Annotated in this window: 29 protein-coding genes; 13 read left to right on the forward strand and 16 right to left on the reverse strand. The window is 61.6% G+C overall.

Annotated elements, in window-relative coordinates; all coding sequences use genetic code 11:
* Positions 1-12 precede the first annotated feature (12 nt).
* Positions 13-1293: a serine--tRNA ligase gene (gene serS / locus BLR63_RS05130; protein WP_010567920.1), complete on the forward strand. Its 1281-nt coding sequence runs from the start codon at positions 13-15 to the stop codon at positions 1291-1293.
* On the forward strand, positions 1294-2688 hold the full coding sequence (gene cysG, locus BLR63_RS05135; protein ID WP_010567921.1) for a siroheme synthase CysG: 1395 nt from the start codon (positions 1294-1296) through the stop codon (positions 2686-2688).
* A 106-nt stretch (positions 2689-2794) separates the two neighbouring features.
* Here cysG and BLR63_RS05140 read toward each other — a convergent pair whose 3' ends face one another.
* The 6 genes from BLR63_RS05140 to tusD all read right to left on the reverse strand — a co-directional run bounded on the left by BLR63_RS05140 (position 2795) and on the right by tusD (position 6231).
* A complete protein-coding gene (locus BLR63_RS05140) occupies positions 2795-3790 on the reverse strand; it encodes a glutathione S-transferase family protein (protein WP_010567922.1) in 996 nt (331 codons plus the stop codon).
* A gap of 88 nt (positions 3791-3878) precedes the next feature.
* Positions 3879-4862 (reverse strand): glycosyl transferase family protein, encoded by a 984-nt coding sequence (locus tag BLR63_RS05145; RefSeq protein ID WP_193384753.1) that lies wholly within the window; start codon positions 4860-4862, stop codon positions 3879-3881.
* A gap of 14 nt (positions 4863-4876) precedes the next feature.
* Positions 4877-5212 (reverse strand): TusE/DsrC/DsvC family sulfur relay protein, encoded by a 336-nt coding sequence (locus tag BLR63_RS05150; RefSeq protein WP_010567924.1) that lies wholly within the window; start codon positions 5210-5212, stop codon positions 4877-4879.
* Positions 5209-5487: a sulfurtransferase complex subunit TusB gene (tusB, locus tag BLR63_RS05155; protein ID WP_010567925.1), complete on the reverse strand. Its 279-nt coding sequence runs from the start codon at positions 5485-5487 to the stop codon at positions 5209-5211. The genes BLR63_RS05150 and tusB overlap by 4 nt, the downstream gene beginning before the upstream one ends.
* Positions 5487-5837 (reverse strand): sulfurtransferase complex subunit TusC, encoded by a 351-nt coding sequence (tusC, locus tag BLR63_RS05160; protein ID WP_010567926.1) that lies wholly within the window; start codon positions 5835-5837, stop codon positions 5487-5489. The genes tusB and tusC overlap by 1 nt, the downstream gene beginning before the upstream one ends.
* A gap of 1 nt (position 5838) precedes the next feature.
* Positions 5839-6231: a sulfurtransferase complex subunit TusD gene (gene tusD, locus BLR63_RS05165; protein ID WP_010567927.1), complete on the reverse strand. Its 393-nt coding sequence runs from the start codon at positions 6229-6231 to the stop codon at positions 5839-5841.
* Positions 6232-6388: 157 nt separating this feature from the next.
* Here tusD and BLR63_RS05170 point away from each other — a divergent pair, with 157 nt between their 5' ends.
* Positions 6389-7570: a CaiB/BaiF CoA transferase family protein gene (locus BLR63_RS05170; protein ID WP_010567928.1), complete on the forward strand. Its 1182-nt coding sequence runs from the start codon at positions 6389-6391 to the stop codon at positions 7568-7570.
* 63 nt (positions 7571-7633) lie between these two features.
* Here the strand turns inward: BLR63_RS05170 and BLR63_RS05175 are convergent, their stop codons facing one another.
* Together BLR63_RS05175 and BLR63_RS05180 are read right to left on the reverse strand one after the other, a co-directional pair.
* Positions 7634-8128: a SprT family zinc-dependent metalloprotease gene (locus BLR63_RS05175; RefSeq protein WP_010567929.1), complete on the reverse strand. Its 495-nt coding sequence runs from the start codon at positions 8126-8128 to the stop codon at positions 7634-7636.
* Positions 8129-8256: 128 nt separating this feature from the next.
* A complete protein-coding gene (locus tag BLR63_RS05180; protein ID WP_010567930.1) occupies positions 8257-8859 on the reverse strand; it encodes a Yip1 family protein in 603 nt (200 codons plus the stop codon).
* Positions 8860-9160: 301 nt separating this feature from the next.
* On the opposite strand from BLR63_RS05180, the gene ttcA reads away from it, so the two are divergent.
* Positions 9161-9985 (forward strand): tRNA 2-thiocytidine(32) synthetase TtcA, encoded by an 825-nt coding sequence (ttcA, locus tag BLR63_RS05185; protein WP_010567931.1) that lies wholly within the window; start codon positions 9161-9163, stop codon positions 9983-9985.
* Between the two features lie 80 nt (positions 9986-10065).
* Complete coding sequence (locus tag BLR63_RS05190; protein WP_010567932.1) at positions 10066-10737, forward strand: DNA-3-methyladenine glycosylase I; 672 nt, start codon at positions 10066-10068, stop codon at positions 10735-10737.
* A gap of 31 nt (positions 10738-10768) precedes the next feature.
* On the opposite strand, the gene BLR63_RS05195 is transcribed toward BLR63_RS05190, so the two are convergent.
* Genes BLR63_RS05195 through arsC form a run of 3 tightly spaced genes read right to left on the reverse strand, consistent with a single transcriptional unit; the run spans position 10769 to position 12136 of the window.
* Positions 10769-11188: a DUF2069 domain-containing protein gene (locus BLR63_RS05195; protein ID WP_010567933.1), complete on the reverse strand. Its 420-nt coding sequence runs from the start codon at positions 11186-11188 to the stop codon at positions 10769-10771.
* On the reverse strand, positions 11172-11786 hold the full coding sequence (wrbA, locus tag BLR63_RS05200) for an NAD(P)H:quinone oxidoreductase (RefSeq protein ID WP_010567934.1): 615 nt from the start codon (positions 11784-11786) through the stop codon (positions 11172-11174). The genes BLR63_RS05195 and wrbA overlap by 17 nt, the downstream gene beginning before the upstream one ends.
* Positions 11783-12136 carry an arsenate reductase (glutaredoxin) gene (gene arsC, locus BLR63_RS05205; RefSeq protein ID WP_010567935.1) on the reverse strand — a complete coding sequence of 118 codons (354 nt, stop codon included), beginning with the start codon at positions 12134-12136 and terminating at the stop codon, positions 11783-11785. Before arsC ends, wrbA begins: the two co-directional genes overlap by 4 nt.
* Positions 12137-12251: 115 nt before the next feature.
* On the opposite strand from arsC, the gene BLR63_RS05210 reads away from it, so the two are divergent.
* A complete protein-coding gene (locus BLR63_RS05210) occupies positions 12252-12713 on the forward strand; it encodes a TlpA disulfide reductase family protein (protein ID WP_010567936.1) in 462 nt (153 codons plus the stop codon).
* 97 nt (positions 12714-12810) lie between these two features.
* Positions 12811-13911: an IS110 family RNA-guided transposase gene (locus BLR63_RS05215; RefSeq protein WP_408003382.1), complete on the forward strand. Its 1101-nt coding sequence runs from the start codon at positions 12811-12813 to the stop codon at positions 13909-13911.
* A gap of 292 nt (positions 13912-14203) precedes the next feature.
* Here BLR63_RS05215 and BLR63_RS05220 read toward each other — a convergent pair whose 3' ends face one another.
* The 4 genes from BLR63_RS05220 to BLR63_RS05235 form a co-directional block, all read right to left on the reverse strand.
* Complete coding sequence (locus tag BLR63_RS05220) at positions 14204-14608, reverse strand: META domain-containing protein (RefSeq protein ID WP_010567796.1); 405 nt, start codon at positions 14606-14608, stop codon at positions 14204-14206.
* Positions 14605-15045 carry a hypothetical protein gene (locus BLR63_RS05225; protein WP_010567797.1) on the reverse strand — a complete coding sequence of 147 codons (441 nt, stop codon included), beginning with the start codon at positions 15043-15045 and terminating at the stop codon, positions 14605-14607. The genes BLR63_RS05220 and BLR63_RS05225 overlap by 4 nt, the downstream gene beginning before the upstream one ends.
* 71 nt (positions 15046-15116) lie before the next feature.
* Entirely contained in the window at positions 15117-16106 is a 990-nt protein-coding gene (locus BLR63_RS05230) for a 2-hydroxyacid dehydrogenase (RefSeq protein ID WP_010567798.1), read from the reverse strand.
* A gap of 33 nt (positions 16107-16139) precedes the next feature.
* On the reverse strand, positions 16140-18893 hold the full coding sequence (locus BLR63_RS05235) for a response regulator (RefSeq protein WP_010567799.1): 2754 nt from the start codon (positions 18891-18893) through the stop codon (positions 16140-16142).
* A gap of 207 nt (positions 18894-19100) precedes the next feature.
* Between BLR63_RS05235 and BLR63_RS05240 the strand changes: the two genes are divergently transcribed.
* Both BLR63_RS05240 and BLR63_RS05245 read left to right on the forward strand, forming a co-directional pair.
* Entirely contained in the window at positions 19101-19829 is a 729-nt protein-coding gene (locus tag BLR63_RS05240) for a response regulator transcription factor (RefSeq protein WP_010567800.1), read from the forward strand.
* A complete protein-coding gene (locus tag BLR63_RS05245) occupies positions 19816-21186 on the forward strand; it encodes a sensor histidine kinase (RefSeq protein ID WP_010567801.1) in 1371 nt (456 codons plus the stop codon). The genes BLR63_RS05240 and BLR63_RS05245 overlap by 14 nt, the downstream gene beginning before the upstream one ends.
* 3 nt (positions 21187-21189) lie before the next feature.
* Here the strand turns inward: BLR63_RS05245 and BLR63_RS05250 are convergent, their stop codons facing one another.
* Entirely contained in the window at positions 21190-21705 is a 516-nt protein-coding gene (locus BLR63_RS05250; RefSeq protein WP_042947820.1) for a DUF2062 domain-containing protein, read from the reverse strand.
* 147 nt (positions 21706-21852) lie between these two features.
* Here BLR63_RS05250 and BLR63_RS05255 point away from each other — a divergent pair, with 147 nt between their 5' ends.
* From BLR63_RS05255 to lpxK, 4 genes are all read left to right on the forward strand, one after another.
* Positions 21853-24066 carry a DNA internalization-related competence protein ComEC/Rec2 gene (locus BLR63_RS05255; protein WP_010567803.1) on the forward strand — a complete coding sequence of 738 codons (2214 nt, stop codon included), beginning with the start codon at positions 21853-21855 and terminating at the stop codon, positions 24064-24066.
* An 87-nt stretch (positions 24067-24153) separates the two neighbouring features.
* Entirely contained in the window at positions 24154-24789 is a 636-nt protein-coding gene (locus BLR63_RS05260) for a MotA/TolQ/ExbB proton channel family protein (protein ID WP_010567804.1), read from the forward strand.
* A complete protein-coding gene (locus BLR63_RS05265) occupies positions 24786-25214 on the forward strand; it encodes an ExbD/TolR family protein (RefSeq protein ID WP_010567805.1) in 429 nt (142 codons plus the stop codon). Before BLR63_RS05260 ends, BLR63_RS05265 begins: the two co-directional genes overlap by 4 nt.
* Positions 25214-26224, forward strand: coding sequence for a tetraacyldisaccharide 4'-kinase (gene lpxK, locus BLR63_RS05270; protein ID WP_010567806.1), 1011 nt, complete (start codon positions 25214-25216; stop codon positions 26222-26224). The genes BLR63_RS05265 and lpxK overlap by 1 nt, the downstream gene beginning before the upstream one ends.
* The last annotated feature ends 16 nt before the right edge of the window (positions 26225-26240 follow it).

A 26240-nucleotide genomic window follows, 5' to 3' on the forward strand; every position in this document is an offset into this window, starting at 1 on the left:
CGAGAGACCGACATGCTCGATTCCAAACTGTTACGTAGCAACCTTCAGGACGTAGCGGACCGCCTGGCATCCCGTGGCTTCACCTTGGATGTCGCGCGCATCGAAGCGCTGGAAGAACAGCGCAAGACCGTCCAGACCCGCACCGAAGCACTGCAGGCTGAGCGCAATGCACGTTCCAAATCCATCGGTCAGGCCAAGCAGCGTGGCGAAGACATCGCGCCGTTGATGGCGGATGTCGAGCGCATGGGCACCGAGTTGTCCGACGGCAAGGTCGAGCTGGACAGGATTCAATCCGAGCTGGATTCGATCCTGCTGGGCATCCCCAACCTGCCGCACGAGTCGGTGCCGGTGGGTGCGGACGAAGACGGCAACGTCGAAGTGCGTCGCTGGGGCACGCCAAAAACCTTTGATTTCGAGATCAAGGATCACGTCGCCCTGGGCGAATTGAGCGGTGGCCTGGATTTCGAAACCGCCGCCAAGTTGTCCGGCGCGCGTTTTGCCTTGCTGCGTGGCCCGATCGCACGCCTGCATCGCGCCCTGGCGCAGTTCATGATCAACCTGCACACCGGCGAGCATGGCTACGAAGAAGCCTACACCCCGTATCTGGTACAGGCTCCCGCACTGGTGGGTACCGGCCAGTTGCCCAAGTTCGAGGAAGACCTGTTCAAGATCGGCCGCGACGGTGAAGCGGACCTGTACCTGATCCCCACTGCCGAAGTGTCGCTGACCAACATCGTGTCCGGTGCGATCCTCGACGCCAAGCAACTGCCGATCAAGTTCGTCGCTCACACTCCGTGCTTCCGCAGTGAAGCCGGTGCGTCGGGTCGCGATACCCGCGGCATGATCCGCCAGCACCAGTTCGACAAGGTCGAGATGGTACAAGTGGTCGAGCCGTCGACCTCCATGGAAGCCCTGGAAGGCCTGACCGCCAACGCCGAGCGCGTGCTGCAACTGCTGGAGCTGCCGTACCGCGTACTGGCCTTGTGCACTGGCGACATGGGCTTCAGCGCCGTGAAGACCTATGACCTTGAGGTATGGGTGCCGAGCCAGGACAAATACCGCGAGATTTCGTCGTGCTCCAACTGCGGCGATTTCCAGGCCCGTCGCATGCAGGCGCGTTTCCGTAACCCGGAAACCGGCAAGCCGGAACTGGTGCACACCCTCAATGGTTCGGGCCTGGCCGTAGGCCGTACCCTGGTGGCCGTGTTGGAAAACTATCAGCAGGCCGACGGTTCGATCCGTGTGCCTGAGGTGCTCAAGCCGTACATGGCGGGCATCGAGGTCATCGGCTAAATGGAATTTCTGCCGCTGTTTCATAACCTGCGCGGCAGCCGTGTGTTGGTCGTCGGCGGTGGGGAGATTGCCTTGCGCAAATCCCGGCTGCTGGCCGATGCCGGTGCGGTGTTGCGGGTGGTTGCTCCCCAGATCGAAGGCCAACTGCGTGAGTTGGTACTGGGCAGTGGCGGGGAATTGATGCTGCGCGGTTACCAGGAGGCGGACCTTGACGGTTGCACCCTGATCATCGCCGCGACCGACGACGAGCCATTGAACGCGCAAGTGTCCAGTGATGCCAAGCGCCGTTGCGTGCCGGTCAATGTGGTGGACGCGCCGGCCTTGTGCAGCGTGATCTTCCCGGCAATCGTCGACCGCTCGCCGCTGGTGATTGCAGTGTCCAGCGGCGGCGATGCGCCGGTGCTGGCGCGCTTGATCCGGGCCAAGCTGGAAACCTGGATTCCGTCCACCTACGGTCAACTGGCCGGGCTGGCGGCGCGTTTTCGCGCCCAGGTCAAAAGCTTGTACCCGGATGTGCAGCAGCGCCGCGCGTTCTGGGAAGAAGTGTTCCAGGGCCCGATTGCCGATCGCCAATTGGCCGGGCAGGGCGATGAAGCCGAGCGTCTGTTGGTCGAAAAGGTCAACGGCGCGCCACCCCATGCGCCGGGTGAGGTGTATCTGGTGGGCGCTGGCCCGGGTGATCCGGACCTGCTGACCTTTCGGGCCTTGCGCCTGATGCAGCAAGCTGACGTGGTGTTGTATGACCGCCTGGTGGCGCCCGCGATTCTCGAGCTGTGCCGCCGTGATGCCGAGCGTGTTTACGTCGGCAAGCGTCGCGCCGACCACGCCGTGCCGCAAGACCAGATCAACCAGCAGTTGGTCGACTTGGCCAAGCAAGGCAAGCGTGTGCTGCGCCTCAAGGGTGGCGATCCGTTCATCTTTGGTCGTGGCGGTGAAGAAATCGAGGAACTGGCGGCCCATGGCATTCCGTTCCAGGTGGTGCCGGGAATTACCGCCGCCAGTGGCTGTGCGGCGTATGCCGGGATTCCGTTGACCCATCGCGACTATGCGCAGTCGGTACGCTTTATCACCGGACACTTGAAGGACGGGACCTCGGACCTGCCCTGGCATGATCTGGTGGGGCCGTCCCAGACCCTGGTGTTCTACATGGGCTTGATTGGCTTGCCGATCATCTGCGAACAGTTGATCAAGCACGGGCGTGCGGCGGATACCCCGGCGGCGTTGATCCAGCAGGGCACCACGTCCAACCAGCGCGTGTTTACCGGCACCCTGGCGGACCTGCCGCGCATGGTGGCGGAGCATGAAGTGCATGCTCCGACGCTGGTGATCGTGGGTGAGGTGGTGGTGTTGCGTGAGAAGCTGAAGTGGTTTGAAGGCGCTCAGGCTCAGGTTTGAGCCTTAAAGACATCGCAAGCAAGCCCCCCATTTGACTGTGTTCACAGATTCCAATGTGGGGGGGCTTGTTCCCGACGAGGCCTTCAGGCACAGCCCACCTTTCGGATCAATGCCAGACGCCGTTCCCGCTTAACCGCTTCCGATCATGCGGGGCATCAAACCGCTGCAATGGCCCCTTCGGCACAATCCCGGTGGGGTTGATGGTGCGATGGCTAGCGTAGTAATGGCCCTTGATGTGCTCGAAATCCACCGTCTCGGCTACACCCGGCCACTGATACATCTCCTTCAGCCAATTCGACAGGTTCGGATAATCGGCAATCCGCCGCAAATTACATTTGAAGTGGCCGTAATACACCGCATCAAAGCGAATCAGCGTGGTAAACAGCCGCACATCGGCCTCGGTCAAGTATTCGCCGGCCAGGTAGCGGTGGTCGCTCAGGTGCTGTTCCAGGTGATCCAATTCGGCAAACACATCATCGAACGCGCTTTCGTACGCCTGTTGCGAAGTGGCGAAGCCTGCGCGATACACGCCGTTGTTGACGGCCGGGTAGATCCGCTCGTTCAGCGCGTCGATGACCGGGCGTAGCGCATCGGGGTAGAAATCCAGGGTGTTGCCGGTCAAGCCGTTGAATGCGCTGTTGAACATGCGGATGATTTCCGCCGATTCATTGCTCACGATGCGATTGAGCTTTTTGTCCCACAGCACCGGTACGGTGACGCGCCCGGTGTAATCGGCGGTATCGGCGGTGTAACGCTGGTGCATGAAGACCAGGTCGTCGAGCCTGTCGCCAGTGGAGCCGTGGGCTTTGTCGAAGGTCCAGCCGTTTTCCAGCATCAGCCAACTGACCACCGAGACGTCGATCAGGTGTTCCAGTCCTTTGAGCTTGCGCAGGATCAGTGTGCGGTGGGCCCAGGGGCAGGCGAGGGACACATAGAGGTGGTAGCGACCGGCTTCTGCCTTGAATCCCCCTTCGCCCGTCGGGCCCGGCGCGCCGTCGGCGGTCACCCAATGGCGGCGTTGTGCCTGTTCGCGTTGGAAAGCGCCGTCTGCGCTACTTTCGTACCACTGGTCTTTCCAGTGTCCTTCGATCAGTAAACCCATGACTGGCTCCTCGACTAATAAACGTTGGAGCCCAGTCTAAAGGGATGAGTTCGAACTAAAAGCGCAAAGACCCGGAGTGAATTATCGATTAAATCGATTTATCCCGCGTATCCCAGTATTGCTGGGCCAATTCGAACGCCTGCTCCCTTGGGTGGCCAAGGCCACGCAACGCCAACGCCATAGTCGCGATCAGCGCCAGTTGCGGGTAGCTGTCCTCGATGTCGCCTCGCCATACCGCCTTTAGCTGTTCAGGCTCGAGCGTGGCCGGTTTGACGTGGCGCTGGGCGGAGAGGGCCGGCCATTCTTCATCCCAGCTCTGGCCTCCGGTGGTGCCGTAAAGATGGCTGAGTGTGTCGGGGTTGATTTCGATCTCGCCGCCATCGCCCTTCACCACAATCACATTGTCGCCCAGCAGGCCACTGGCATCGCGGTGCACGCCCTGGTAACCGGGATGAAAAATGCTTTGCAGGCCGCACCGGGCATTGAGCGGGTTGAGCAAGCGCGCCAGCGAGTGGATCGGCGAGCGCAGCCCCAGGGTGTTGCGCAGGTCGATCATGCGTTGCAGTTGCGGTGCCCAGTCGCCCAGGGGGATGAACGCCAGGTTGCCTTGCTCGAAGGCCGTCTCGACCTGTTGCCAGTTGCGGCACAGCGGGATCTGCAAGGTGTCGAGCAATTGTTCGGTGTACAGCCGGCCGGCGGTGTGCGCGCCGCCGCCGTGCATGAGGATGCGCACGCCGTTTTGCGCCAGGCACTTGGCCGCTAGCAGGTACCACGGCAGGTGGCGTTTCTTGCCGGCGTAGGTCGGCCAGTCGAGATCGACATTCAACGCCGGCGCGTGCAGGCGCTCGCGCACGGCCTCGGTGAAACCGGCGAGTTCTTCGGGGCTTTCTTCCTTGTGGCGCAGCAGCATCAGGAAGGCACCGAGCTGGGTATCCTCGACTTTTTCGTCGAGCAGCATGCCCATGGCTTCGCGGGCTTCTTCGCGGGTGAGGTTGCGCGCGCCGCGCTTGCCTTTGCCCAGGATGCGTACGAATTGCGCAAACGGGTGCTCTGCAGGGGTTTCGAGGGTCAGCGGGGCAAAGTCGGTCATAAGCAATTCGTCGGCCTGGGCAGGCCCGCCAGCTTGGCGGCGAGTTTGGCGGGAGTGCCGTTGAACAATTTGTTGAGGTGCAGGCTGTTGCCCTTTTCCGGGCCCAGCTTCAAGGCGGTGTATTTGATCAGCGGGCGTGTGGCGGGGGATAGCTGGAACTCGGCGTAGAAGCCGCGCAGCAACTCGAGGATTTCCCAGTGGTCCGCGGTCAGTTCCAGGGCTTCGACGGCGGCCAGGGCGTTGGCCACCTCCGGTGACCACTCGTTCAGGTCGACAAGGTAGCCGTCCTTGTCCAGTTCGAGGCTGCGTGAGCCTACGGTCAGGGTGTTCATAGCCAAGTGTTGACCTTGTCGTAGTCGATCGACAGTTGCACGAAACCCGGGTAGTCCACGCTGTCGGCCCAGTCCGGCAGGGGCATATTGCGCGCCTGCATGTCTTCAGCCAGCACAAAGACTTTCACGCCCTTGGTTTGCAGGATGGGGCTGTGCAGCCCGTAGGCACCGTCGCCGCAGAGCAGGATCGCGTCCTCGACGCCGCAGATGCGCAGGCAACTGTCGAGGCGGCTATCGGTAAACGGGGAGTGGGACACCACATGTAGAGTTGACATCAGAGGGTCATCACCTGGTCGTAACGGTCAATCAATTTGGAAATGGCTGCGCTGTCCAGCGGCTGGGCGCTGACAGGCTGGGTGAGCCCGCGCTCAGTCAAGCTGTGGCTGCAAGCGAACACATCGTCGATGCCGAACAGCCCTAGTGCCTGCAAGTTGGCACTGAGGTCTTTCTGTTGCACGGCCTTGGCGTCCTGGTGCGGCGCGAGCTGGAACACGCCGTCGTCCATGAACAGCAGGCCGATGGGCAGATCGAATGCACCGCCGGCCAGCACGATATCCAGCGCTTCCCGCGCACTCGGCCCGGACCAGGGTGCCTGGCGGCTGATCACCAACAAGGATTTGGACATGTTACGGCCCTCCAAAACAGATCAGGCGGTCGGCCGTCTGCGCAGCGTCGTGCAATTGCCCCAGGCCCGAGAGCGCCCACGGTGCTTCCAGATTGACCGCGCTGCGCTGATAGCGCGTGGCTTCCTCCTGGTCGAGCACGCCACGACGCAAGGCGGCGGCGATGCACACCACGCCGTCGAGTTGGTACACATTGACCAGTTCACGCCATTGGCGGGCGATGTCTTGCTCATCCTGGGGCGCAACGATGTTATTGGAGGCGCTGTACACGCCATCCTGATAGAAAAACAACCGCACAATCTCATGCCCGCCAGCCAACACCGCCTGGGCGAACAGCAGGGCGCGGCGCGAGGAGGGTGCGTGGGCGGCGGAAAACACGGCAATCGCAAACTTCATGGAACACTCTGCAAGCAAACGTGGGCCAATGATAAAGCCGCTTGCACGAAAAAGCCCGCCGTGATCAAAACGGTCACTGTCGCTGATCGTTCTGACGATTGCCCGTAGGCCCGCAGCTGCCTAGTCTGTGGGAATTCGAAACCCCAATGGAGTCTCCATGACAGGTCCCCTGGCGTCCCTCAAAGTATTGGATTTTTCCACCTTGTTGCCCGGCCCGTTTGCGTCCTTGATGCTCGCGGACATGGGCGCCGAAGTGCTGCGGATCGAATCGCCCACCCGCATGGATCTGCTGCGGGTATTGCCGCCCCATGATCAGGGCACCTCGGCCAGCCACGCCTACCTCAATCGCAACAAGCGCAGCCTGGCGCTAGACCTCAAGCAGGCTGCGGCGGTGGAGATCGTGCACGCGCTGGTCAAGGACTATGACATTGTCCTCGAGCAGTTCCGTCCTGGGGTGATGGAGCGCCTGGGTTTGGGTTATGAGGCGCTCAAGGCGATCAATCCTCGCTTGATTTATGTATCGATCACCGGCTACGGCCAGACCGGCCCTTATAAGGATCGCGCCGGACACGACATCAACTACCTGGCACTCGCCGGTGTAGCCAGTTACACCGGGCGCCGGGACAGCGGGCCGCTGCCCTTGGGGGTGCAATTGGCGGATGTGGGCGGTGGTTCGCTGCATGCGGTGGTGGGGTTGTTGGCGGCAGTCGTTGCTCGGCAAAGCAGCGGGGTGGGCCAATACCTGGATGTGAGCATGACTGATTGCACCTTCAGCCTGAACGCCATGGCCGGCGCCGGCTACCTGGCCTGCGGGGTGGAGCCGGAGTGGGAAAGCCACGTGCTCAATGGCGGCAGTTTCTACGACTACTACCGCTCCCGGGATGGGCGCTGGATGTCGGTCGGCAGCCTGGAGCCGGCCTTCATGCAGCAATTGTGCGCGGCATTGGGGTGCCCGGAACTGGCTGGGCAAGGTTTGTCACCCAGCCCCGAAGCGCAAAAAGTCCTCAAGCTAGCGCTGCAAGTTGAGTTCGAGAAGCGCAGCTTTGACGAGTTATGCGCGTTGTTTGCCGGGGTGGATGCGTGCGTGGAACCGGTACTGCGTTTGAGCGAGGCCGTGGAGCATCCGCAACTGAAGGCGCGAGCGCTGGTGAGTCAGGTTCCACGAGCGGATGGCTCGACCCAGGCGCAAATTGCCTGCCCGCTGAAGTTCTCCGCGGGATTGCCGGAACCTCGGCACATCGGCGCCGCAGTGGGCGCGCACAGTGATGAAGTGCTGGGGGAGCTGGGTTTTAGCCCGCGACAAATCAGTGAGCTGCGGCACGCCAGGGTGATTGCGTAATTCAGCGATCTGAATATGGGAGGGGGCCTGCTCCCGATGAGGGCCATACAGGCAGCGCCCATCTCACTCGACGCGGGTTTCACCGGTAAACACCAGGGTCTGCCGGCAGCGCCTGCACAAATAACGCCGCCCTTGAGCCACCATGCCATGGCGCTGTGGCGAAAACGGGAAGTCGCTGTCGGCACACGGGCACCGGTAGATGTAGCGGGTCACCTGGCGGCGCTTCACGGCATAGGTGTGGCAGCGGTCCGGCGGCAATTCATAGACCCCGCGCATGATCAGTTGCCATTCCTCGCCATGGGGCTGGATGCGCTCACCGAACAATTGGTGGGCAATCAGGTGCGCCACTTCATGGGCCACGGTCTGCTTGAGGAAATGTTGGCTGTTTTCACGGTACAGCTGTGGGTTGAAGCGCAGCAGGTTCTCGTGCAAATGCGCGACACCGGCCTTTTGGCCCCGCAGCTTGAGGCTGACCTGGGGGCGTTTGAAGCTTCGTTTGAAAAAGGATTCGGCTAGCAGGAAACACTCTTCGACGCGGGTATTGAGTTGCTCGGGCATGCTGTACATCTCTCCAGAGGCGTTCAGTATGCCGCAAAGCACAGTGTTTCCGAATCTGTCAGGCGCCGAATGGTCATGCATCACGCACAAAGCCACCTTGCGGTGGCCTTGCCTGCGGGGTTATCCGCTTAGTTGGTATAGATAGGCCCTACGCCGAGGCCCCAGACGACCACGGTAAACGCCATGATTGCCACCAGTACCACCAACCCTACGGCCAGTATTGAGCTGGAAAACAGGAAGCCTTCATCCGGATCGATGCTCATGAAGGTCGGCACGCCGACGTACAGTAGATACACCGTGTAGCAGATTGCCGCCGTGCCCACGATCATACCCAGCCACATATGCGGGTAGAGCGCTGCCAGCCCACCGATGAACAAGGGTGTCGCGGTGTAGGTGGCAAACGCCACGCAGCGCGCCATGCTGGGGCTGGCGTCGTAGGTACGGGCCATCCAGTGAATGAACGCACCCATCACCGCCACGCCACAAAGCATGGCGACGTACGACATGATGGTCATCCACAACGCGCTTTCCTGGGTCAGCATCACCGGCGAGCGGCTGCCGATGACCCAGCCGACCTGGGTGGTACCGATAAAGGCTGATATGGCGGGGATCGCCGCGAGAATCAGCGTGTGAGTGAGGTACATGTGGCCGATGCTTTCTTCTTTATCGCCACGAATGTCCCGCCATTCCTGGTCGGGATGGGTAAAAAGCCCCACGACGTGATGGATCATGCCAGTCACTCCTGTCGTTATTACCATCGCCCCCCATCGGAGCGCCTACGGGCCAGGTGGCCTCAAAGGTCTGGATATGTGTGCGACCTCTAGTCGCAGTATAGGAAGTGATAACCGGAAAAACCGTAGGGCTTTAGAGCAAATCGCGCTGTAAACATTGGGGTTAATCGCGGTGGGGTCTGTAGAGGGCACTGCCGTTGAGTGTGGCAGGGAGCCGGCCCCCTCCCAGATTGGAACTCGGCCCGCCTTACCGGTAAAATGCCCGGCTTTTCGTCACACACCTCTAGCGGATCCAAGCGCCATGGGCACTCTTACGGTCAACCAGAACAAACTGCAAAAACGCCTGCGTCGCCTGGCCGGTGAAGCGGTCGCCGATTTCAACATGATCGAGGACGGCGACAAGGTCATGGTCTGCCTCTCCGGCGGCAAAGACAGCTACACCATGCTCGATGTGCTGCTGCACCTGCAGAAGGTCGCACCGATCAAGTTCGAGATCGTCGCCGTCAACATGGACCAGAAACAACCGGGTTTCCCCGAGCATGTGCTGCCGGCCTACCTCAAGGAGCTGGGCATCGAGTACCACATCGTCGAAAAAGATACTTACTCGGTGGTCAAGGAACTGATCCCCGAAGGCAAGACCACCTGTTCACTGTGTTCGCGCCTGCGCCGTGGCACGCTCTACACCTTTGCCGATGAAATCGGTGCAACCAAGATGGCCCTGGGTCATCACCGCGACGACATCGTCGAGACCTTTTTCCTCAATATGTTCTTCAACGGCTCGCTCAAGGCCATGCCGCCCAAGTTGCGTGCCGATGACGGGCGCAACGTGGTGATCCGGCCGCTGGCATATTGCAACGAGAAGGACATCCAGGCCTACTCCGACTTCAAGCAATTCCCGATCATCCCGTGCAACCTGTGCGGCTCCCAGGAAAACCTGCAGCGCCAGGTAGTCAAGGAGATGCTGGTGGACTGGGAGCGCAAGACCCCGGGTCGCACCGAAAGCATCTTCCGCAGCCTGCAGAACGTGATCCCGTCGCAGTTGGCCGACCGCAACCTGTTCGATTTCACCAGCCTGAAAATTGACGAGAGCGCTGCTTCGCGCTTCGTCAATGTTGTGAACCTCTGAGTGTATTCAATGCTCTGAGACACGGCGCTTGCGGGCGCCGTTTTCAATTCAATTGCCAGAATTCAACAGCAGGAGAGGGCATGCGCGATTACAAGTGGCTGCACGAATATTGTCTGAACCGCTTCGGTTCAGCGGCCGAACTGGAAGCCCATCTGCCTGTCCCCAAGACTCCGGCGCAATTGCGCAAGATCACCGATGACCGCTACTTGTCGACCCTGGCGTTGCGCGTATTTCGCGCGGGCTTGAAGCACAGCGTGGTCGACGCCAAGTGGCCGGCGTTCGAGCAGGTGTTTTTCGGCTTCGACCCGGAAAAGGTCGTGCTGATGGGGGCTGAGCACCTGGAGCGTTTGATGCAGGACACGCGCATCATCCGTCACCTGGGCAAGCTCAAGAGCGTGCCGCGCAATGCACAGATGATTCTGGATATCGCGCAGGAAAAAGGCAGCTTCGGCGCATTTATCGCCGACTGGCCGGTGACCGATATCGTCGGGCTATGGAAGTACCTGAGCAAACACGGCCACCAGTTGGGTGGGCTGTCGGCGCCGCGCTTCCTGCGCATGGTTGGCAAGGACACGTTCGTGCCGAGCGATGACGTGGTTGCGGCCTTGAATGCGCAGAAGATCGTCGACAAGGCCCCAACCAGCCTGCGCGATCTGGCGATCGTGCAGGGTGCGTTCAACCAGTGGCATGCCGAGAGTGGGCGGCCGATGTGCCAGTTGTCGATGATGTTGGCTTATACGGTGAATCATTGAAACCGTAGAGATATCGACGGCGAGCCGGCTCCTAGACGGTTTGTAGATCTGCCGTCAGCCGGCGATTCAACTGATGCCGCCACCGCACATACAGCAGCGCGGTGCAAAACACCGCCAGGCTCGCCAGCATCTCCAGCACCCCGAACCACTGGCGGTTCGGGTCGTAAGCCGCGAGTGCGCCCTTGATGAAATACAGGTTCACCGCAAAGCACATCCACGAATGCCCGCGTGCGCTGCCCAGCAGCATCCCCGGCGCAAGTATCAATAGCGGCACCAGTTCGATCAGCAGGATCACCCACGGACGCGCGCCATGCAGGTCGGCGACGAACAGGTAATACACGCACAGCAAACCCACCAGGCCGAAAAACGCCAGCAGGCTCAATGCGCGTGCTGCCTTGACCCGTGGTGCCAGCCACGCCTGGGGCGGCAGGATCTTAGGTTTTCTGGCCACGGCCGGTCTCCAACAAGGTCGCGGTGGTGGCCAGGCGCAGGCCCAGGGCCCGACACAGGGTGATTTCATGTTGATCGAGCAGGCGTTTGCCATCGGGGCCGGCATGGTGGCTGGCACCGTACGGCGTGCCGCCGCCCTGGGTGTCGAGCAGTGCCTGTTCGCTATAGGGTAGGCCGGTGATCAGCATGCCGTGGTGCAACAGCGGCAACAGCATCGACATCAGCGTGGTTTCCTGGCCGCCATGCAGGCTGGCGGTGGAGGTGAACACCCCGGCAGGCTTGCCGACGAGCGCCCCGGTCAGCCACAGGTTGCTGGTGCCGTCGATAAAGTACTTCAACGGTGCAGCCATATTGCCGAAACGGGTCGGGCTGCCCAGGGCCAGGCCCGAGCAGTTCTTCAAGTCATCGAGGCTGGCATATAGCGCGCCTTCGTCCGGAATGCTCGGCGCTACGGCTTCGCACTCGGTGGAAATCGCCGGCACGGTGCGCAAGCGCGCTTCCATCCCGCCTTGCTCGATGCCCCGGGCAATTTGCCGGGCCATTTCGCTCACCGAGCCGTTGCGGCTGTAATACAGGACCAGCACGTAGGGCGTGGTCACGGCAGGATCTCCAGCACGTTCTCGGGCGGACGGCCAATGATCGCCTTGTCAGCGGTTTCCAGGATCGGGCGTTCCATCAGCTTCGGGTGTTCGGCGATGGCAGCGATCAACTGTGTTTCACTGAGTGTCGTATCCGCCAGGTTGAGGGATTTGTATTCTTCTTCGCCGGTGCGCAGCAGTTGGCGCGCGCTGATCCCCAGTTTGGCCAGCAGGGCCTTCAATTGCGCGGCGTTCAGCGGGGTTTCCAGGTAGCGCACTACGGTGGGGGTGAGGCCGCGGGCTTCCAGCAGTTCGAGCGCTCCGCGGGATTTCGAGCAGCGCGGGTTGTGATAAAGCGTCAGATCGGTCATGTGCGGGTCGCATCTTGCGTAAGGTGGCGGGTATTCTACCTGCGCTGCGCCCGGTCCTTAAACCGTAAGAGGCGATCCGTCGCAGCCAACGTTCATTTTTGCGAAGGATTACCCCATGACAAGGCGACTGATCGGTGTATTGGCGATCATCACAACCCTGCTGCTCAGCGGCTGCGGCAATGACTATGGCGTTGACCAGTACGGCCAGAAAGTCGCGGCCGAACGCCTGGACAAACAATGGCTGGTGCTCAACTACTGGGCGGAATGGTGTGGCCCGTGCCGCACGGAAATTCCGGAGCTCAACGCCCTGGCGGAGCAGTTGAAGGGGCAGGGCGTGGGGGTGTTCGGAGTCAACTTCGACAATGTGCAGGGCGCAGAACTGAAGGAAGCCAGCGAGAAACTGGGGATCAAGTTCACGGTGCTGGCACAGAATCCGGATGGCATCTTCGATATTCCGCGCAGCGAAGCCTTGCCGGTGACCTACATCATCGATGACAAGGGCAAGGTGCGTGAACAGTTGATGGGCGAGCAGACCGCAGAAGGGGTGTTGGCCAAACTCAAGGCCCTCAAAGGCTGACACCATTTACCGTAATTGAATGGACTCGCCCAAGCCGAGGCGTCTGTGCGCCACGGTGGCATTCTTATAGAAAGCCAACGACAGCGAGGGCGAGACCATGAAAAAGCATACGACGATCAACCAGTCTTTGTCAGCCGATGTATCTACCTGCATGAACGTTGCGGTAGATCTTGCCAAAAAGGTCTTTCAGGTGGCCGGTGAGGATGCGCTCGGACAGGTGATATTCGAGGATCGGATCAAGTCACGTGAAGCCTTCCAGGCCTTTCTTCAGAAGCTTCCAGCAAGCGTGACGGTGCTGGTGGAAACCGGGCCAGGCGCTCAAGCATGGGCGCGGTTGCTGCAAGCGCAGGGCAATCCCGTGTGCATCCTGCCCGCTCAGCATGTTGCCAATCATCGCAGCGGCCCGAAAAACGATCGCAATGATGCATTGGCGATCCTGCGTGCAGGCCGCGATTGCACGATATCAGCGGTACCGGTCAAGAGCGCAGCGGCGATGGCGATGCAAGCACTGCACCGGGCCCGGCAGGGGTACATTCGGCGACGTACGGCGGTCGGTAATCAGATGCGTGGCTTGTTGCTGGAGCAAGGGGTCTCTATGGCGCAGGGCGAAACAGCCATCAGCCAACGTGTCCCTCGAATACTGGAAGATGCTACTCAGCCATTACCCGATTTGCTGCGTGAACTGATCGCCGAGCTGCTAGGAGAATGGGATCAATTGGGCGAACGCGTGAACGTGTTGACTGGTCGGCTCGAAACAGCGGCCAAGCAGAACGAGACCGCCAAGCGGCTGATGACGGTACGCGGAGTGGGGCCGATCATTGCCACAGCGCTACTGGCCAAGCAAACCGAGCCTGAACGCTTCGCCAATGCTCGACAGTTCGCCGCCTACTTCGGGTTGGTACCCAGCCAACACAGTAGTGGCGAGAAGATCCGGTTGGGCAAGATGAGCAAACAGGGTGATGCTTACTTGCGCAGCTTGGCGATCCAAGGTGCCCACGCAGTTCTAAGACAGGTACGACCGGATTCAGAGCAGCCGGACGACCAGCGTCTACAGCGCTGGATATCCCGTCTGGGACGCAAGGAGGCGGCGGTGCGTTTGGCCAACCGCAACCTGCGCATCCTCTGGCGGCTCCTTCAAAATGACCAGACTTATCGTCGCCAACCAGGCAATAGCCAGGAGGCTACGATGAGTCACTGATCTACAGCGTTCTGCCACCGGGGCGTTAAGCCGCTCCAACCCATGCTAAAGAACATTGACCCCTGGTCAGACCGTCGCGAACTGATGCCTGCGCTCCTACCGGCCCTTGAGGCCTAACTGTAATGGGCATATCGCGAGCTGATCCAATGTTGGCCAGAAGCTGCTTGGGCTTCCTCGAATAGGCCTGATACATAGATGCAACCGGGTAACAATGTTTGAAAAGCGGGTTGAATGTGGGGGCGAGTCCATACATAGGAGCGAGCTTGCTCGCTCCTACGGTAAATGCGCGGGATCAGCCTTCTTCAAGCCACAGGCGAATGGGCTTGCCCTCGGCCGGCCAGAAACGGGTCTGCTCGATCGGTGAGATGTCCCAGCGCTCCACGCCTTGCAGGGCCTGGAAGAAACGGTGTTCCTGCTCCATCAAGGCCTCGGCGCAAAGTTTGCGGGTGCTGCCGATCTGGCCGAAGCTGAGCTTGTCGCCCTCGACGGTGTACGGTGCGAACCAGTGGTTGCAACCGCCATTGCCATAGGCGCGACCATCGGCGCCAAGGGTGACGGTCAGGTGCGCGTAATCCATCAGCGGCCGCTCACCAATCCATTCAACCACGTAGCTGTGATCCTGCTTGAGCTGGACCCCATCACCGGCGCAGCCAGCGACGGCCGCTCCGGCGACGGCGAGCAGCAGCAACCCCCTCATTGCGCAGCCTTCTGGCAGGTCGGGCAGCGATGCTTGTCGTTTTCGCTGGCCCAGCCCAATTCCTTGATGCGCGCGTTGGCTGCTGGTTGCAGTGGTTCTTTGCGCAGCTTGGTTTCCACCGAGAATTCAAACTCCAGCACCGCGTCGCAGCTGTCGCAGTTGACCTTCCAGGTGTGAATCTCCAACTCGCCGAATGTCGGCCCTTTGGCCATGGCGACCCATTGGCCCGCCGGGCGGATGGAGTAGCGTGCGTCGCCTTCGACGGTCAGGCGCATCGACAGGGTTTTACTGCCGCGCAGGGTGACGATCAGCACGTCGCCGTGCTTGATCGAGCCACCGTTGCCGGTGACCTGGTAACGGCCCGGCACCAGGGCGCGGCATTCGATCAGGGTGTGTTGCGGGCTCAGCAAGCTGAAGCGGAAATCGTGTTCGGCCATGGATCCTCCAAATAGGCGCGGCATCCTATCACGGGTGCCGGCCTATCATGAGCCCGGTATGTGACCGCTGATCATCCTTCGACAAGGTTCTGCGCGCGGCCATCGGCCCACGCCGCAATGTTGGCCAGGGTCGTGCTGGCGATCGCTGCCAGGGCCTCGCGAGTGAGAAACGCCTGGTGCGCGGTAATGATCACGTTGGGGAAGGTCAGCAGGCGCGCAAGCACATCGTCTTGCAGGGGCAGGTCGGAGCGATCCTCGAAAAACAGCTGGGCTTCCTCCTCGTACACATCCAGCCCCAGGTAGCCAAGCTGGCCGTCCTTGAGGGCTTCGATCAATGCCGGTGTATCGACCAGGCCACCGCGACCGGTATTGATCAGCATCGCGCCGGGCTGCATCCGTGCCAGGGAGGCGGCATTGATCATGTGCTTGCTGCCGTCGGTCAACGGACAGTGCAGGCTGATGATCTGCGCCTGGGCCAACAGCTCCGGCAGCTCCACGTAGCGTGCTCCAAGGGCCTGGACCTGCGGGTTGGGGAACGGGTCGCTGGCCAGCAGCGTGCAGCCGAAGCCGGTCATGATCCTGGCGAATGTGGCGCCGATCTGGCCGGTGCCGACCACGCCGACGGTCTTGCCCACCAGGTCGAAACCGGTGAGGCCGTGCAGGCTGAAGTCGCCATCGCGGGTGCGGTTGTAGGCGCGGTGCAAGCGGCGGTTAAGGGCGAGGATCAAGGCCACGGCATGTTCGGCGATGGCGTGGGGCGAATAGGCGGGGACGCGCACAATGGTCAGGCCCAGGCGCTTGGCGCTGGGCAGATCCACGTGGTTATAGCCGGCCGAGCGCAGCGCGATCAGGCGGGTGCCACCGTGGGCCAGTTGTTCCAGCACCGGGGCGCTGAGGTCATCGTTGATAAAGGCGCACACCACTTCGTGTTGCGCGGCCAGGGCCACCGTGTCGAGGTTGAGCCGGGCGGGCTGGAATTGCAGTTCCAATCCCGGTGGCAGCTGCTCACCTAGAAAGCTGTCGCGGTCGTAGGCTTGGCTGCTGAAAAGAATCACGCGCATTGAAAAGCTCCCTGCCATTTTTAATAAGTGCGTTCAGGCGCTGACCCGTGCTTCGCTGGCCAATCGGGCGATGGCCATGTCCAGCTCGTCCAGTGCGTGCAGCGCCTTGGCGTCATCCTGCTTGAGCAGGGTTTCGGCGCGTTGGCAGGCGGCGCGCAGCTGCGGGACGCCACAGTAGCGGGTGGCGCCATGCAGGCGGTGGACGCGTTCGATCAGGGCGTTGTTGTCATTGGCGTCGCGGGCGATGTTGATGGCCAGGCGGTCGGCCTCCAGCGATGCCAGCAGCATAGCCAGCATATCGGCGGCCAGGTCGGTCTTGCCGGCGGCCAGGCGCAGGCCCTCGTCGTGGTCCAGTACGGGCAACTGCTCGCGAGGGGCGAGGCCGTCGGCACTGCGCTCCGGGCCCTGGTTACGCAGGGCCAGGCCGGTCCATTTCAATACCACCTGAGCCAGTTGCCGCTCGCTGATGGGTTTGGTCAGGTAGTCGTCCATGCCACTTTGCAGCAAGGCGCGTTTCTCGTTGGCCATGGCGTGGGCAGTGAGGGCGACCACCGGCAATGGCGTGCCATGGCCTTCGCTTTCCCACTGGCGGATGGCCTCGGTACTCTGACGGCCATCCATGCCGGGCATTTGCACGTCCATCAGCACCAGGTCGAAGGTGTCCTGTTTCACTGCCTCGACCGCCGCATAACCGCTTTCCACGGCCCGCACTTTTGCCCCCATGTCTTCCAGCAGGGTCTGTACCAGCAGCAGGTTCGCCGGGTTGTCATCCACGCACAGCACGCGCGGCGCCCGGCTGGACAGCGGCTCGCCGGGCTCGCTGCGCGACGGCCGTGGGCTGACGAGATCGGCCAGCGCCCGGCGCAGTTTGCGTGTGCAGGCCGGCTTGGCTTGCAGCTGGCTGTTGGGGTTGGGTACCGACTGGTTGAACAGCATCTGTTCAGTGGTGGGGCACAGCACCAGCACTTTGCAGCCCAGGTGTTCGAGATCCCACAGGTGCTGGTTGAGGCGCTCGGGCGGAATGTCGTTGGCGGTGACGCCGAGTACCGCCAGGTCGATGGCCTGATCGGTCTGATGGGCACTGGTAATGCCGTTGGTCAGGCTTTCCAGGGTATTGAATGGTGTGACTTGCAGGCCGCAGTCTTCCAACTGATGTTGCAGGGCCTGGCGCGCCAGCTCATGGTTTTCCAGCACCGCGACGCGATGGCCGAGCAAAGGCGCGCAGGGCAAGTCTTCGACATCGTCGCGGGTCTTGGGCAGGTTGAGGCTGATCCAGAATTCCGAACCCTCGCCCGGAGTGCTGTCGACCCCGATTTCACCGCCCATCTGCTCGATCAGCCGCTTGGAAATCACCAGGCCCAGCCCCGTGCCGCCGGGTTGGCGTGACAGCGAATTATCCGCCTGGCTGAACGCCTGGAACAGCGCGCGCACATCCTGGTTGGACAGGCCGATGCCCGTGTCCTGCACGCTGATACGCAGTTGCACGCTGTCTTCCTGTTCGTCCTCGATCATCGCGCGCGCGACGATAGTGCCTTCGCGGGTGAACTTGATCGCATTGCTGATCAGGTTGGTGAGGATCTGCTTGAGGCGCAGCGGGTCACCCACCAGCGCCAGCGGCGTGTCGCGGTAGACCAGGCTCACCAGTTCGAGCTGCTTGGCATGGGCGGCAGGGGCGAGGATGGTCAAGGTGTCCTGCAGCAAGTCCCGCAGGTTGAAGGGGATGCTGTCGAGTACCAGCTTGCCGGCTTCGATCTTCGAGAAGTCGAGGATCTCGTTGATGATGCCCAGCAGGTTGTCGGCGGATTTCTCGATGGTGCCGAGGTAATCCAGCTGGCGTGGGGTCAGTTCGCTTTTTTGCAGCAGGTGGGTAAAGCCCAGTATGCCGTTGAGCGGCGTGCGGATTTCATGGCTCATGTTGGCCAGGAACTCCGACTTGATGCGGCTGGCTTCCAGGGCCTCTTTGCGCGCCAGGTCCAGCTCGATGTTCTGGATCTCGATGGTTTCCAGGTTCTGGCGCACGTCTTCGGTAGCCTGGTCAATGCTGTGTTGCAGTTCTTCTTGAGCGTTTTGCAGGGTTTCGGCCATGCGGTTGATGCCCGAGGCGAGCTGGTCCAGTTCCTGGCTGCCGAGTGACGGCAGGCGCGTTTCCAGGTGGCCGTCCTTGAGTTGGGCCACGGCTTGCTTGATCAGCCCGATGGGGGAATTGATCGTGCGGCTGATGCGCAGGGCCAGGGCGGCGGTGCAGATCAGGCCGATGGCAATCAGCAGCAGGCTGGCGAACAGGCTACGGTAGCCGCGCAGCAACATGCCGTTGTGAGACAGTTCCACCTCGACCCAGCCGAGCAGGCGGTCGGATTCATCGGGGATCAGGTCGCCGGCGAGGTTGCGATGGCGGCCGAATACGGGCAACAGATACCGAGTGGCGTCGTTGCCGGTGCGCTGCAGCAGATGGGAGCTGTTACCGACGGGCGGCGGGTTCAGCATGGTCGGGCCGGCATGGGCGAGGGGGCCACGGTCCGCGGCGAGGAACGACACAGCGCGCACGTCCGGTTGTTCAAGGGATTGGGTGGCGATCCGCTCCAGCAGTTCGGTGTTTCGCGCGCTCAAGGCCGGCGCTGCCAGCGGCGCCAATTGCTCGGCGATCATTTCGCCGCGTTGCAGCAATTGGGTCTGGAGTTCCGAGAGCTGCATCCAGGTGAAATAGCCCCCCAACAGCGAGGCCATCAGGCTGGTCGGTAATAAGGTCAGCAACAGTACGCGGCCCTTTATCCCCATTCTTCTAAGCACGCCACTCTCCTGCTACCACAGTGTTATCGATGATGGGAGTGGGCATCCGGCCCGCACCACCTGCGCAGTGTAGCCATTTGCGCGGCGTGGAATCTTGCAAATTGATGTCAGGTGGCAATCTTCGCGCCATTTCGCGGGGGGGGGGGGGATTGCCTGTGGCGGGGGAATCTTGAACAATCATCGATTGAGAATGACTTGCAGACGCTAATGAATCCCGTAGCTATTGACCTACCCCGTATCCTGACTATCGAAGATGACCCCGTGCTGGGTGCCTATGTCCACGAGCACCTGGGGCGGTGTGGGTTCCAGGTCACCTGGTGCCAGAATGGCCAGCAAGGCCTGCAGTTGGCGCGCGACCAGGCATTCGATGTGGTGTTGATGGACATCCTGCTGCCGGGGTTGGATGGCTTATCGATCCTGACCCATCTGCGCCGGAGTCATTCGATCCCGGTGATTCTGATGTCCGCTCTGGGGGCCGAAGCCGATCGTGTCAGTGGTTTTCGCCTGGGCGCCGATGATTACCTGCCCAAACCGTTCAGCATGATCGAGTTGCGGGTGCGCATCGAGGCCATCCTGCGCCGAGTGGCTCTGGACCGGCGCCCATTGCCCAGCCTGGCACCCGTGCGCGACGACGTGCATACCCTGCGCTTCGACGATGAACTGTGCGATGTCTTCCACCAGGAACACTGGGCCGGCCTGACCCGCAGCGAATACCGCTTGCTGGAAACCCTGCATCGCAACAGCGAAGAAGTGCTCAGCAAAGCCTTCCTTTATCAGCATGTGTTGCAACGCGGTTACGCCCCCCATGACCGCAGCCTTGATATGCACATCAGCCAGATCCGCCGCAAACTCAAAGCCATCGGCTACAGCGAATACCAAGTGCGCACCGTATGGGGCAAGGGCTACGTCCTGAGTGGTCACGATGCCGGGCTTTGATCATTCCTTGACGCGGCTGCCGGGCAAGCACTCGTTATTCTGGAAGCTGGCCTTTCTGCTGATCGCCTTCTGCTTGCTGATGATCTGGCTCAGTTGGTCCTGGGGCCGGTATATGGAGCAGAAGAACGCCTACTTGTCCGATGAAGCGCGGATAACCCTGAGTGGTTACGCGGCAGACGCCGAGCAGGCCTGGAACCGAGACGGTCGTGCAGGCATTGACGCGTGGTTGCAGGCGTTGGGCAAGCGGGAGAACACCTGGATAGGCGTGATTGGCAATGATCTGCAATCGTTGAGCAGCTACCCACTGACCGACAAGGAAAGCCAGCGCCTGACGTTCCTGCGGGGGCTGGACTGGCCGGTCAGCCGTCACGTCAGGGGGCTGCCCTGGTTGAAGATCCCGTTTCCGGTCGATCCCGGCGTCGGCTCGCTGGTGATCGAATTGCCGCAGCGTTTCATGCCGGGGCGCTACCAACTGTTCTGGCGGGTGGTGACCAACGGTCTGATCCCTGGCTTGTTTACCTTGTTGCTGTGCATTGGCTTGTATCGATTGCTGATCATCCCCCTCAACCAACTGCGCGAGCAGGCCAACGCCTGGCGTGCTGATCAATTGAATACGCGGATGCCCCACGATGCCACCAGTCGTCAGGATGAGTTGGGCGAACTGGGGCGGGCTTTCGACCATATGTCCGAGCGTTTGCAGGGGACCGTGGTGCTGCAACAGCAATTACTGCGAGACATGTCCCATGAGCTGCGCACGCCATTGAGCCGCTTACGTGTGGCCTGTGACAGTGAGCAAGACCTTGCGCAACTTCGGGAGCGGCTGAGCCGGGAGATCGACGGCATGCAGCGCCTGGTGGAAGACAGCCTGCAACTGGCCTGGCTGGATACCGAGAGGGCGCCATTGTCCCAGGAAGATATCCAGCTTCAGGCCTTATGGGACATGTTGCGGGAAAACGCGTGCTTTGAAAGTGATTGGCCCGCGTCGCGCCTGCCTTGCCTATTGGCCGCTGATTGTTGGGTCCGGGGTAACCTGAATGCCCTGGCCCAGGCCCTGGAAAATATCCTGCGCAATGCCATTCGGCACTCGCCACCGGACGGTACGGTGCGCCTGGGTGGGCGTCGGGATGGTGAGTACTGGCATCTATGGCTGGAGGATCAGGGCGGGGGTATTGATGAGCAGGATCTGGAGCGGATCTTCGCGCCCTTTACTCGCCTTGACGGCTCGCGGCCGGGTGACGGCGGTTTCGGCCTGGGCTTGAGCATCGCACGCAACGCCGTGCAGCGTCAGCATGGCAGCCTGTGGGCGGAAAATACGGGCGGCGGCCTGCGCGTACACCTGCGTCTGCGGGCCTGCTGACCTTCAGCCGCGACGCTGTTTGCGCTTCTTCCACTGGTGCGCCACCCACCAGCGCCAGTAGCCCATGGTCAGGCAATAAGCCAGTACGCCTGATACCAGCCCCAGCACCACCGAGCCCAGCAGAAACGGCTGCCATAACGTGCTCAACTGGCTGCTGATCCATTCCCAGGTCAGGTCATCGGGCAGGCCGCGGGGCGGTACGTTCATCAACCAGGCGCCGGTCATGTAGGTGCAGATAAATACCACCGGCATCGTGATCGGGTTGGTCAGCCACACCAGGCTGATCGCGATGGGCATGTTGCCACGCACCGTAATCGCCAGGATCGCCGCCAACAGCATCTGCAGCGGAATCGGGATAAATGCCGCGAACAAACCCACGGCCATGGCCCGCGCCACTGAGTGCCGGTTCAGGTGCCAGAGGTTCGGGTCATGCAGCAACGTGCCGAGAAACTGTAATGACTTGTGTTCCCTGATACTGGTGGGATCGGGCATGTACCGTTTGAATAAGCGCCGGGGCATAAGGGGTCCAGGTCGGTTCGAGGGGCAAGTATGCCCGCATTCTATAAACAGGAAATTCAGACTTTGTGACAAAACATCATAGGCCTTGCCGGGCGCTCGACTAAGACTGAGTGGATCACTTGAAAGGGATGATTCATGAGGACAGGGATGTTTGCGCTTGCGCTAGGGCTGCTGGCCTTGCGTTTTTTACCGGCACTGCCGTCTATCGGCTGGCTGATAGCGATGCCGGTGGTGGCGTTGATGCTGTTACCGTTTCGCACGTACCCGCTGGCGTTTTTCCTGCTGGGGCTGAGCTGGGCCTGCTTCAGTGCACAATCGGCACTCAACGATCGCCTGAAGCCGGCATTGGACGGCCAGACACGCTGGGTGGAGGGGCGGGTCACCGGGTTGCCGCAACGGACGGGCGATGGGGTGCGTTTTGAATTGACCGACAGCCGGTCGCGCAAGACACACTTGCCTGAACGCATTCGCGTGTTTTGGCGTGGCGGGCCAGAGGTGCGCAGCGGTGAGCGCTGGCGTCTGGCAATCGCTCTCAAACGTCCGTTCGGGCTGCTTAATTTCCATGGATTTGATCAGGAGGCCTGGCTGTTGGCCCAGCGCATCGGTGCCACGGGCTCGGTGAAGGATGGCGAGCGGCTGGCACCGGCGCGTAATGCCTGGCGCGACAGCGTCCGCCAGCGCCTGATGGCGGTGGATGCCCGAGGTCGGGAGGCCGGGGTCGCGGCCCTGGTGTTGGGAGATGGCTCGGGATTGGCCGCCGAAGATTGGCAAGTATTGCAGGACACCGGCACCGTGCATTTGCTGGTGATTTCCGGCCAGCATATCGGCTTGTTGGCGGGGCTGGTCTATGGCCTGGTGGCTGGCCTGGCGCGCTATGGATGCTGGCCTCGGGCCTGGCCGTGGCTGCCTTGGGCGTGTGGCCTGGCATTCGCCGCAGCGCTGGCCTACGGCCTGTTGGCCGGGTTCGGCGTGCCGGTGCAGCGCGCGTGCGTGATGGTGGGATTAGTGTTGCTGTGGCGGTTGCGTTTTCGCCATCTGGGAATCTGGTGGCCATTGTTGCTGGCGCTCAATGGGGTGCTGATGCTGGAACCATTGGCCAGTTTGCAGCCGGGCTTTTGGTTGTCCTTTGCGGCGGTGGCGGTGCTGGGTCTGGCGTTCGGTGGGCGGCTCGGGCCTTGGCGTTTGTGGCAAGCGTGGACCCGTCCGCAGTGGATGATCGCTATCGGCCTGTTTCCTGTGCTGCTGGTGCTCGGTCTACCCATCAGCCTGAGTGCGCCGCTGGCCAATCTGGTTGCCGTGCCGTGGATCAGTCTGGTGGTGTTGCCATTGGCGTTGCTGGGGACTGTACTGCTGCCGCTTCCTTTCGTGGGGGAGGGCTTGTTGTGGTTGGCGGGTGGTGCGCTGGATGGATTGTTCATAGGCCTGGCGTGGCTCGCCGGGCTGGTACCGGCGTGGGTGCCGACCGAAGTGGCGCCGGTTTACTGGTGCATCAGCCTGCTGGGCGCGGTGCTGTTGCTGTTACCCAAAGGGGTGCCGTTTCGCTTGCTGGGCTGGCCGATGCTGTTGCTGGCAGTGTTTCCCCCGCGAACGCTGGTACCCCATGGACAGGTGGAAGTCGTGCAATTGGATGTCGGGCAGGGACAAGCGTTGATCCTGCGCACGCGTCACCACACGCTTCTCTACGATGCCGGCCCGCGTTCAGGAGCGTTCGACTTGGGCGCGCGGGTGGTGCTGCCGTCGTTGCGAAAACTCGGGGTCGGGACCTTGGACATGATGCTGCTAAGCCATGCCGATGCGGATCATGCCGGCGGCGCGGTGGCGATTGCCAATGGCATGCCGATCACGCGTGTCGTTGGCGGGGAAACCGAGAGGTTGCCGACGGTTCTCGGCACCCAGCCGTGCGTCAGCGGTGAGCAATGGCGGTGGGACGGTGTGTCATTCGAACTCTGGCAGTGGGCTGACGCCGTTGCCGGCAATCCGAAATCCTGCGTGCTGCTGGTGCAGGCTAATGGTGAGCGCCTGCTGCTGACCGGCGATATCGACCGTGCGGCTGAACAGGCGTTGCTCAGCACGCCGCTTGCGGTGCCTACCGATTGGCTGCAAGCACCGCACCATGGCAGTCGCAGCTCCTCATCCTGGGCCTTTTTGCAACGGCTGACGCCCAAGTCGGTGCTGATTTCGCGTGGACGTGGCAATGCCTTCGGTCATCCCCATCAGCAGGTGCTAGAGCGCTATCGGGCGTTAGGCAGCCGGGTGTACGACAGCGCGGAGCAGGGCGCCGTGCGCCTGCGACTCGGGGCCTTTGCCCCGCCGGTTGTTGCGCGCAGTCAACGCAGGTTCTGGCGTGAACGGTTACCCTGATCGTACTGTCGGCAGTGCCATGGCCGACGAACCCCGCCGCCGAGCCTATATGGTAAAGTGGCGCACTTTTTCGAGGGGACATTCACTGTGTGGGAATTGGTCAAATCCGGCGGCTGGATGATGTTGCCGATCATCATGAGTTCTATCGCCGCACTCGGCATCATTGCCGAACGCCTGTGGACCCTGCGCGCCAGTCGCGTGACCCCCGAGCATCTGCTGGGGCAGGTCTGGGGCTGGATCAAGAACAAACAACTGGACAAGGACAAACTCAAGGCACTGCGCGCCAACTCGCCGCTGGGGGAAATCCTCGCAGCGGGCCTTGCCAACTCCAAGCATGGCCGCGAGATCATGAAAGAGTGCATTGAAGAGGCCGCCGCCCGGGTCATCCATGAACTGGAGCGCTATATCAACGCGCTCGGCACCATCGCAGCCATGGCGCCATTGCTCGGCTTGCTGGGCACGGTGCTGGGCATGATCGATATTTTCAGCTCGTTCATGGGGTCGGGCATGACCACCAACGCTGCCGTGTTGGCCGGTGGTATTTCCAAAGCCTTGATCACCACGGCGGCGGGCCTGATGGTCGGTATTCCCTCGGTGTTCTTCCACCGCTTCCTGCAACGGCGCATCGATGAGCTGGTGGTCGGTATGGAGCAGGAAGCCATCAAGCTGGTGGAAGTGGTGCAGGGTGACCGTGATGTGGATCTGGTTGAGGGCAAAGCGTGAAATTTCGCCGCAAGCAACGGGAAAATGTCGATATCAACCTCGCGTCGCTGATCGATGTGGTGTTTATCCTGCTGCTGTTTTTTGTGGTTACCACCACGTTTACCCGACAAACCGAACTACGGGTCGACCTGCCCGAAGCGGTGAGCGGTTCGCCGGCCGAAGACCAGAACGTCAAGCAACTGGATATCGCCATCAGCGCCGAAGGGGTGTTTTCGGTGAATAACCAAGTGCTGGAGAAAAACGACCTCAACAGCCTGATGGACGCGTTGCAGAAGGAATCCGGAGGCGATACCAAGCTGCCGCTGTCCATCAGCGCCGATGGCAAGACCCAGCACCAAGCCGTGATCACTGCCATGGATGCCGCTGGCAAGCTCGGCTTCAGCCATCTGCGCATGAGCACTGTCGAGGCGGCGAGCCAACCCTGATGGCCCTGTCCGATCGATTGCTCAAAGCCTGGTACGAGGGCCATCCGGCGCTGACGTTGCTGCGTCCGCTGGAGTCGCTGTATCGCCGGGTGGTAGAGCGCAAACGCGCGCGGTTCGTGGCGGGAGAGGGCGAGATTTATCAAGCGCCGGTGCCGGTGGTGGTGGTCGGCAATATTACCGTGGGTGGCACCGGCAAGACGCCGTTGATCCTGTGGTTGATCGAGCATTGCCAGCGCAGCGGTTTGCGCGTTGGAGTGGTCAGTCGTGGGTACGGCGCCAAGCCCCCGCAGTTGCCGTGGCGGGTCGAGGCCAATCAAAGCGCCGAGGTGGCCGGTGATGAACCGCTGTTGATCGTGCAGCGCTGCGGCGTGCCACTGATGATCGACCCCGACCGCAGTCGCGCGGTCAAGGCCCTGCTGGCAACTGGGCCTGTGGACCTGATCCTCTCCGACGATGGCCTGCAGCACTACCGCCTGGCCCGTGACTTGGAACTGGTCCTGATCGATGCTGCCCGCGGCCTTGGCAACCGCCGTTGCCTGCCTGCCGGCCCCTTGCGCGAGCCGGTGGAGCGTCTGCAGAGTGTCGATGCGGTGCTCTACAACGGCGCCGCTGCCGATCATGAGGATGGCTTTGCCTTTCGCCTGCGGCCTACCGCACTGGTCAATCTGCAGACGGGCGAACGCCGACCGGTGGATCACTTCCCGCCAGGCCAAGCGGTGCATGCGGTCGCCGGAATCGGCAACCCGCAACGTTTCTTCAAGACCCTTGAAACGCTACACTGGCAGCCAATACCCCATGCTTTTGCCGACCACGCGCCCTACAGCGCCGAGGTCTTGAATTTTACGCCGTCATTGCCGCTGGTCATGACCGAGAAAGACGCGGTGAAGTGCCGCGGATTCGCCCGGCCCGACTGGTGGTACCTTGCAGTGGATGCCGTGCCGTCGCCAGCGTTTGTCGCCTGGTTCGACACGCAGTTGATGCGCCTGCTGCCCGCCCGTCTTTTGCCTTAAATGCTGCTATCCAGGA

The organism is Pseudomonas extremaustralis, from assembly GCF_900102035.1.
Lineage (GTDB): Bacteria > Pseudomonadota > Gammaproteobacteria > Pseudomonadales > Pseudomonadaceae > Aquipseudomonas > Aquipseudomonas extremaustralis.

Coding starts and splice junctions, on each gene's coding strand:
- BLR63_RS05255 (WP_010567803.1), top strand. CDS start 21,853: ATGTTTGCGCTTGCGCTAGGGCTGCTGGCCTTGCGTTTTTTACCGGCA.
- BLR63_RS05245 (WP_010567801.1), top strand. CDS start 19,816: ATGCCGGGCTTTGATCATTCCTTGACGCGGCTGCCGGGCAAGCACTCG.
- ttcA (WP_010567931.1), top strand. CDS start 9,161: ATGGGCACTCTTACGGTCAACCAGAACAAACTGCAAAAACGCCTGCGT.
- arsC (WP_010567935.1), bottom strand. CDS start 12,136: ATGACCGATCTGACGCTTTATCACAACCCGCGCTGCTCGAAATCCCGC.
- BLR63_RS05190 (WP_010567932.1), top strand. CDS start 10,066: ATGCGCGATTACAAGTGGCTGCACGAATATTGTCTGAACCGCTTCGGT.
- lpxK (WP_010567806.1), top strand. CDS start 25,214: ATGGCCCTGTCCGATCGATTGCTCAAAGCCTGGTACGAGGGCCATCCG.
- BLR63_RS05180 (WP_010567930.1), bottom strand. CDS start 8,859: ATGATCCATCACGTCGTGGGGCTTTTTACCCATCCCGACCAGGAATGG.
- BLR63_RS05150 (WP_010567924.1), bottom strand. CDS start 5,212: ATGAACACCCTGACCGTAGGCTCACGCAGCCTCGAACTGGACAAGGAC.
- BLR63_RS05210 (WP_010567936.1), top strand. CDS start 12,252: ATGACAAGGCGACTGATCGGTGTATTGGCGATCATCACAACCCTGCTG.
- BLR63_RS05215 (WP_408003382.1), top strand. CDS start 12,811: ATGAAAAAGCATACGACGATCAACCAGTCTTTGTCAGCCGATGTATCT.
- tusC (WP_010567926.1), bottom strand. CDS start 5,837: ATGTCCAAATCCTTGTTGGTGATCAGCCGCCAGGCACCCTGGTCCGGG.
- BLR63_RS05225 (WP_010567797.1), bottom strand. CDS start 15,045: ATGGCCGAACACGATTTCCGCTTCAGCTTGCTGAGCCCGCAACACACC.
- BLR63_RS05230 (WP_010567798.1), bottom strand. CDS start 16,106: ATGCGCGTGATTCTTTTCAGCAGCCAAGCCTACGACCGCGACAGCTTT.
- BLR63_RS05140 (WP_010567922.1), bottom strand. CDS start 3,790: ATGGGTTTACTGATCGAAGGACACTGGAAAGACCAGTGGTACGAAAGT.
- tusB (WP_010567925.1), bottom strand. CDS start 5,487: ATGTCAACTCTACATGTGGTGTCCCACTCCCCGTTTACCGATAGCCGC.
- BLR63_RS05220 (WP_010567796.1), bottom strand. CDS start 14,608: ATGAGGGGGTTGCTGCTGCTCGCCGTCGCCGGAGCGGCCGTCGCTGGC.
- BLR63_RS05250 (WP_042947820.1), bottom strand. CDS start 21,705: ATGCCCCGGCGCTTATTCAAACGGTACATGCCCGATCCCACCAGTATC.
- BLR63_RS05240 (WP_010567800.1), top strand. CDS start 19,101: ATGAATCCCGTAGCTATTGACCTACCCCGTATCCTGACTATCGAAGAT.
- cysG (WP_010567921.1), top strand. CDS start 1,294: ATGGAATTTCTGCCGCTGTTTCATAACCTGCGCGGCAGCCGTGTGTTG.
- BLR63_RS05170 (WP_010567928.1), top strand. CDS start 6,389: ATGACAGGTCCCCTGGCGTCCCTCAAAGTATTGGATTTTTCCACCTTG.
- BLR63_RS05175 (WP_010567929.1), bottom strand. CDS start 8,128: ATGCCCGAGCAACTCAATACCCGCGTCGAAGAGTGTTTCCTGCTAGCC.
- serS (WP_010567920.1), top strand. CDS start 13: ATGCTCGATTCCAAACTGTTACGTAGCAACCTTCAGGACGTAGCGGAC.
- tusD (WP_010567927.1), bottom strand. CDS start 6,231: ATGAAGTTTGCGATTGCCGTGTTTTCCGCCGCCCACGCACCCTCCTCG.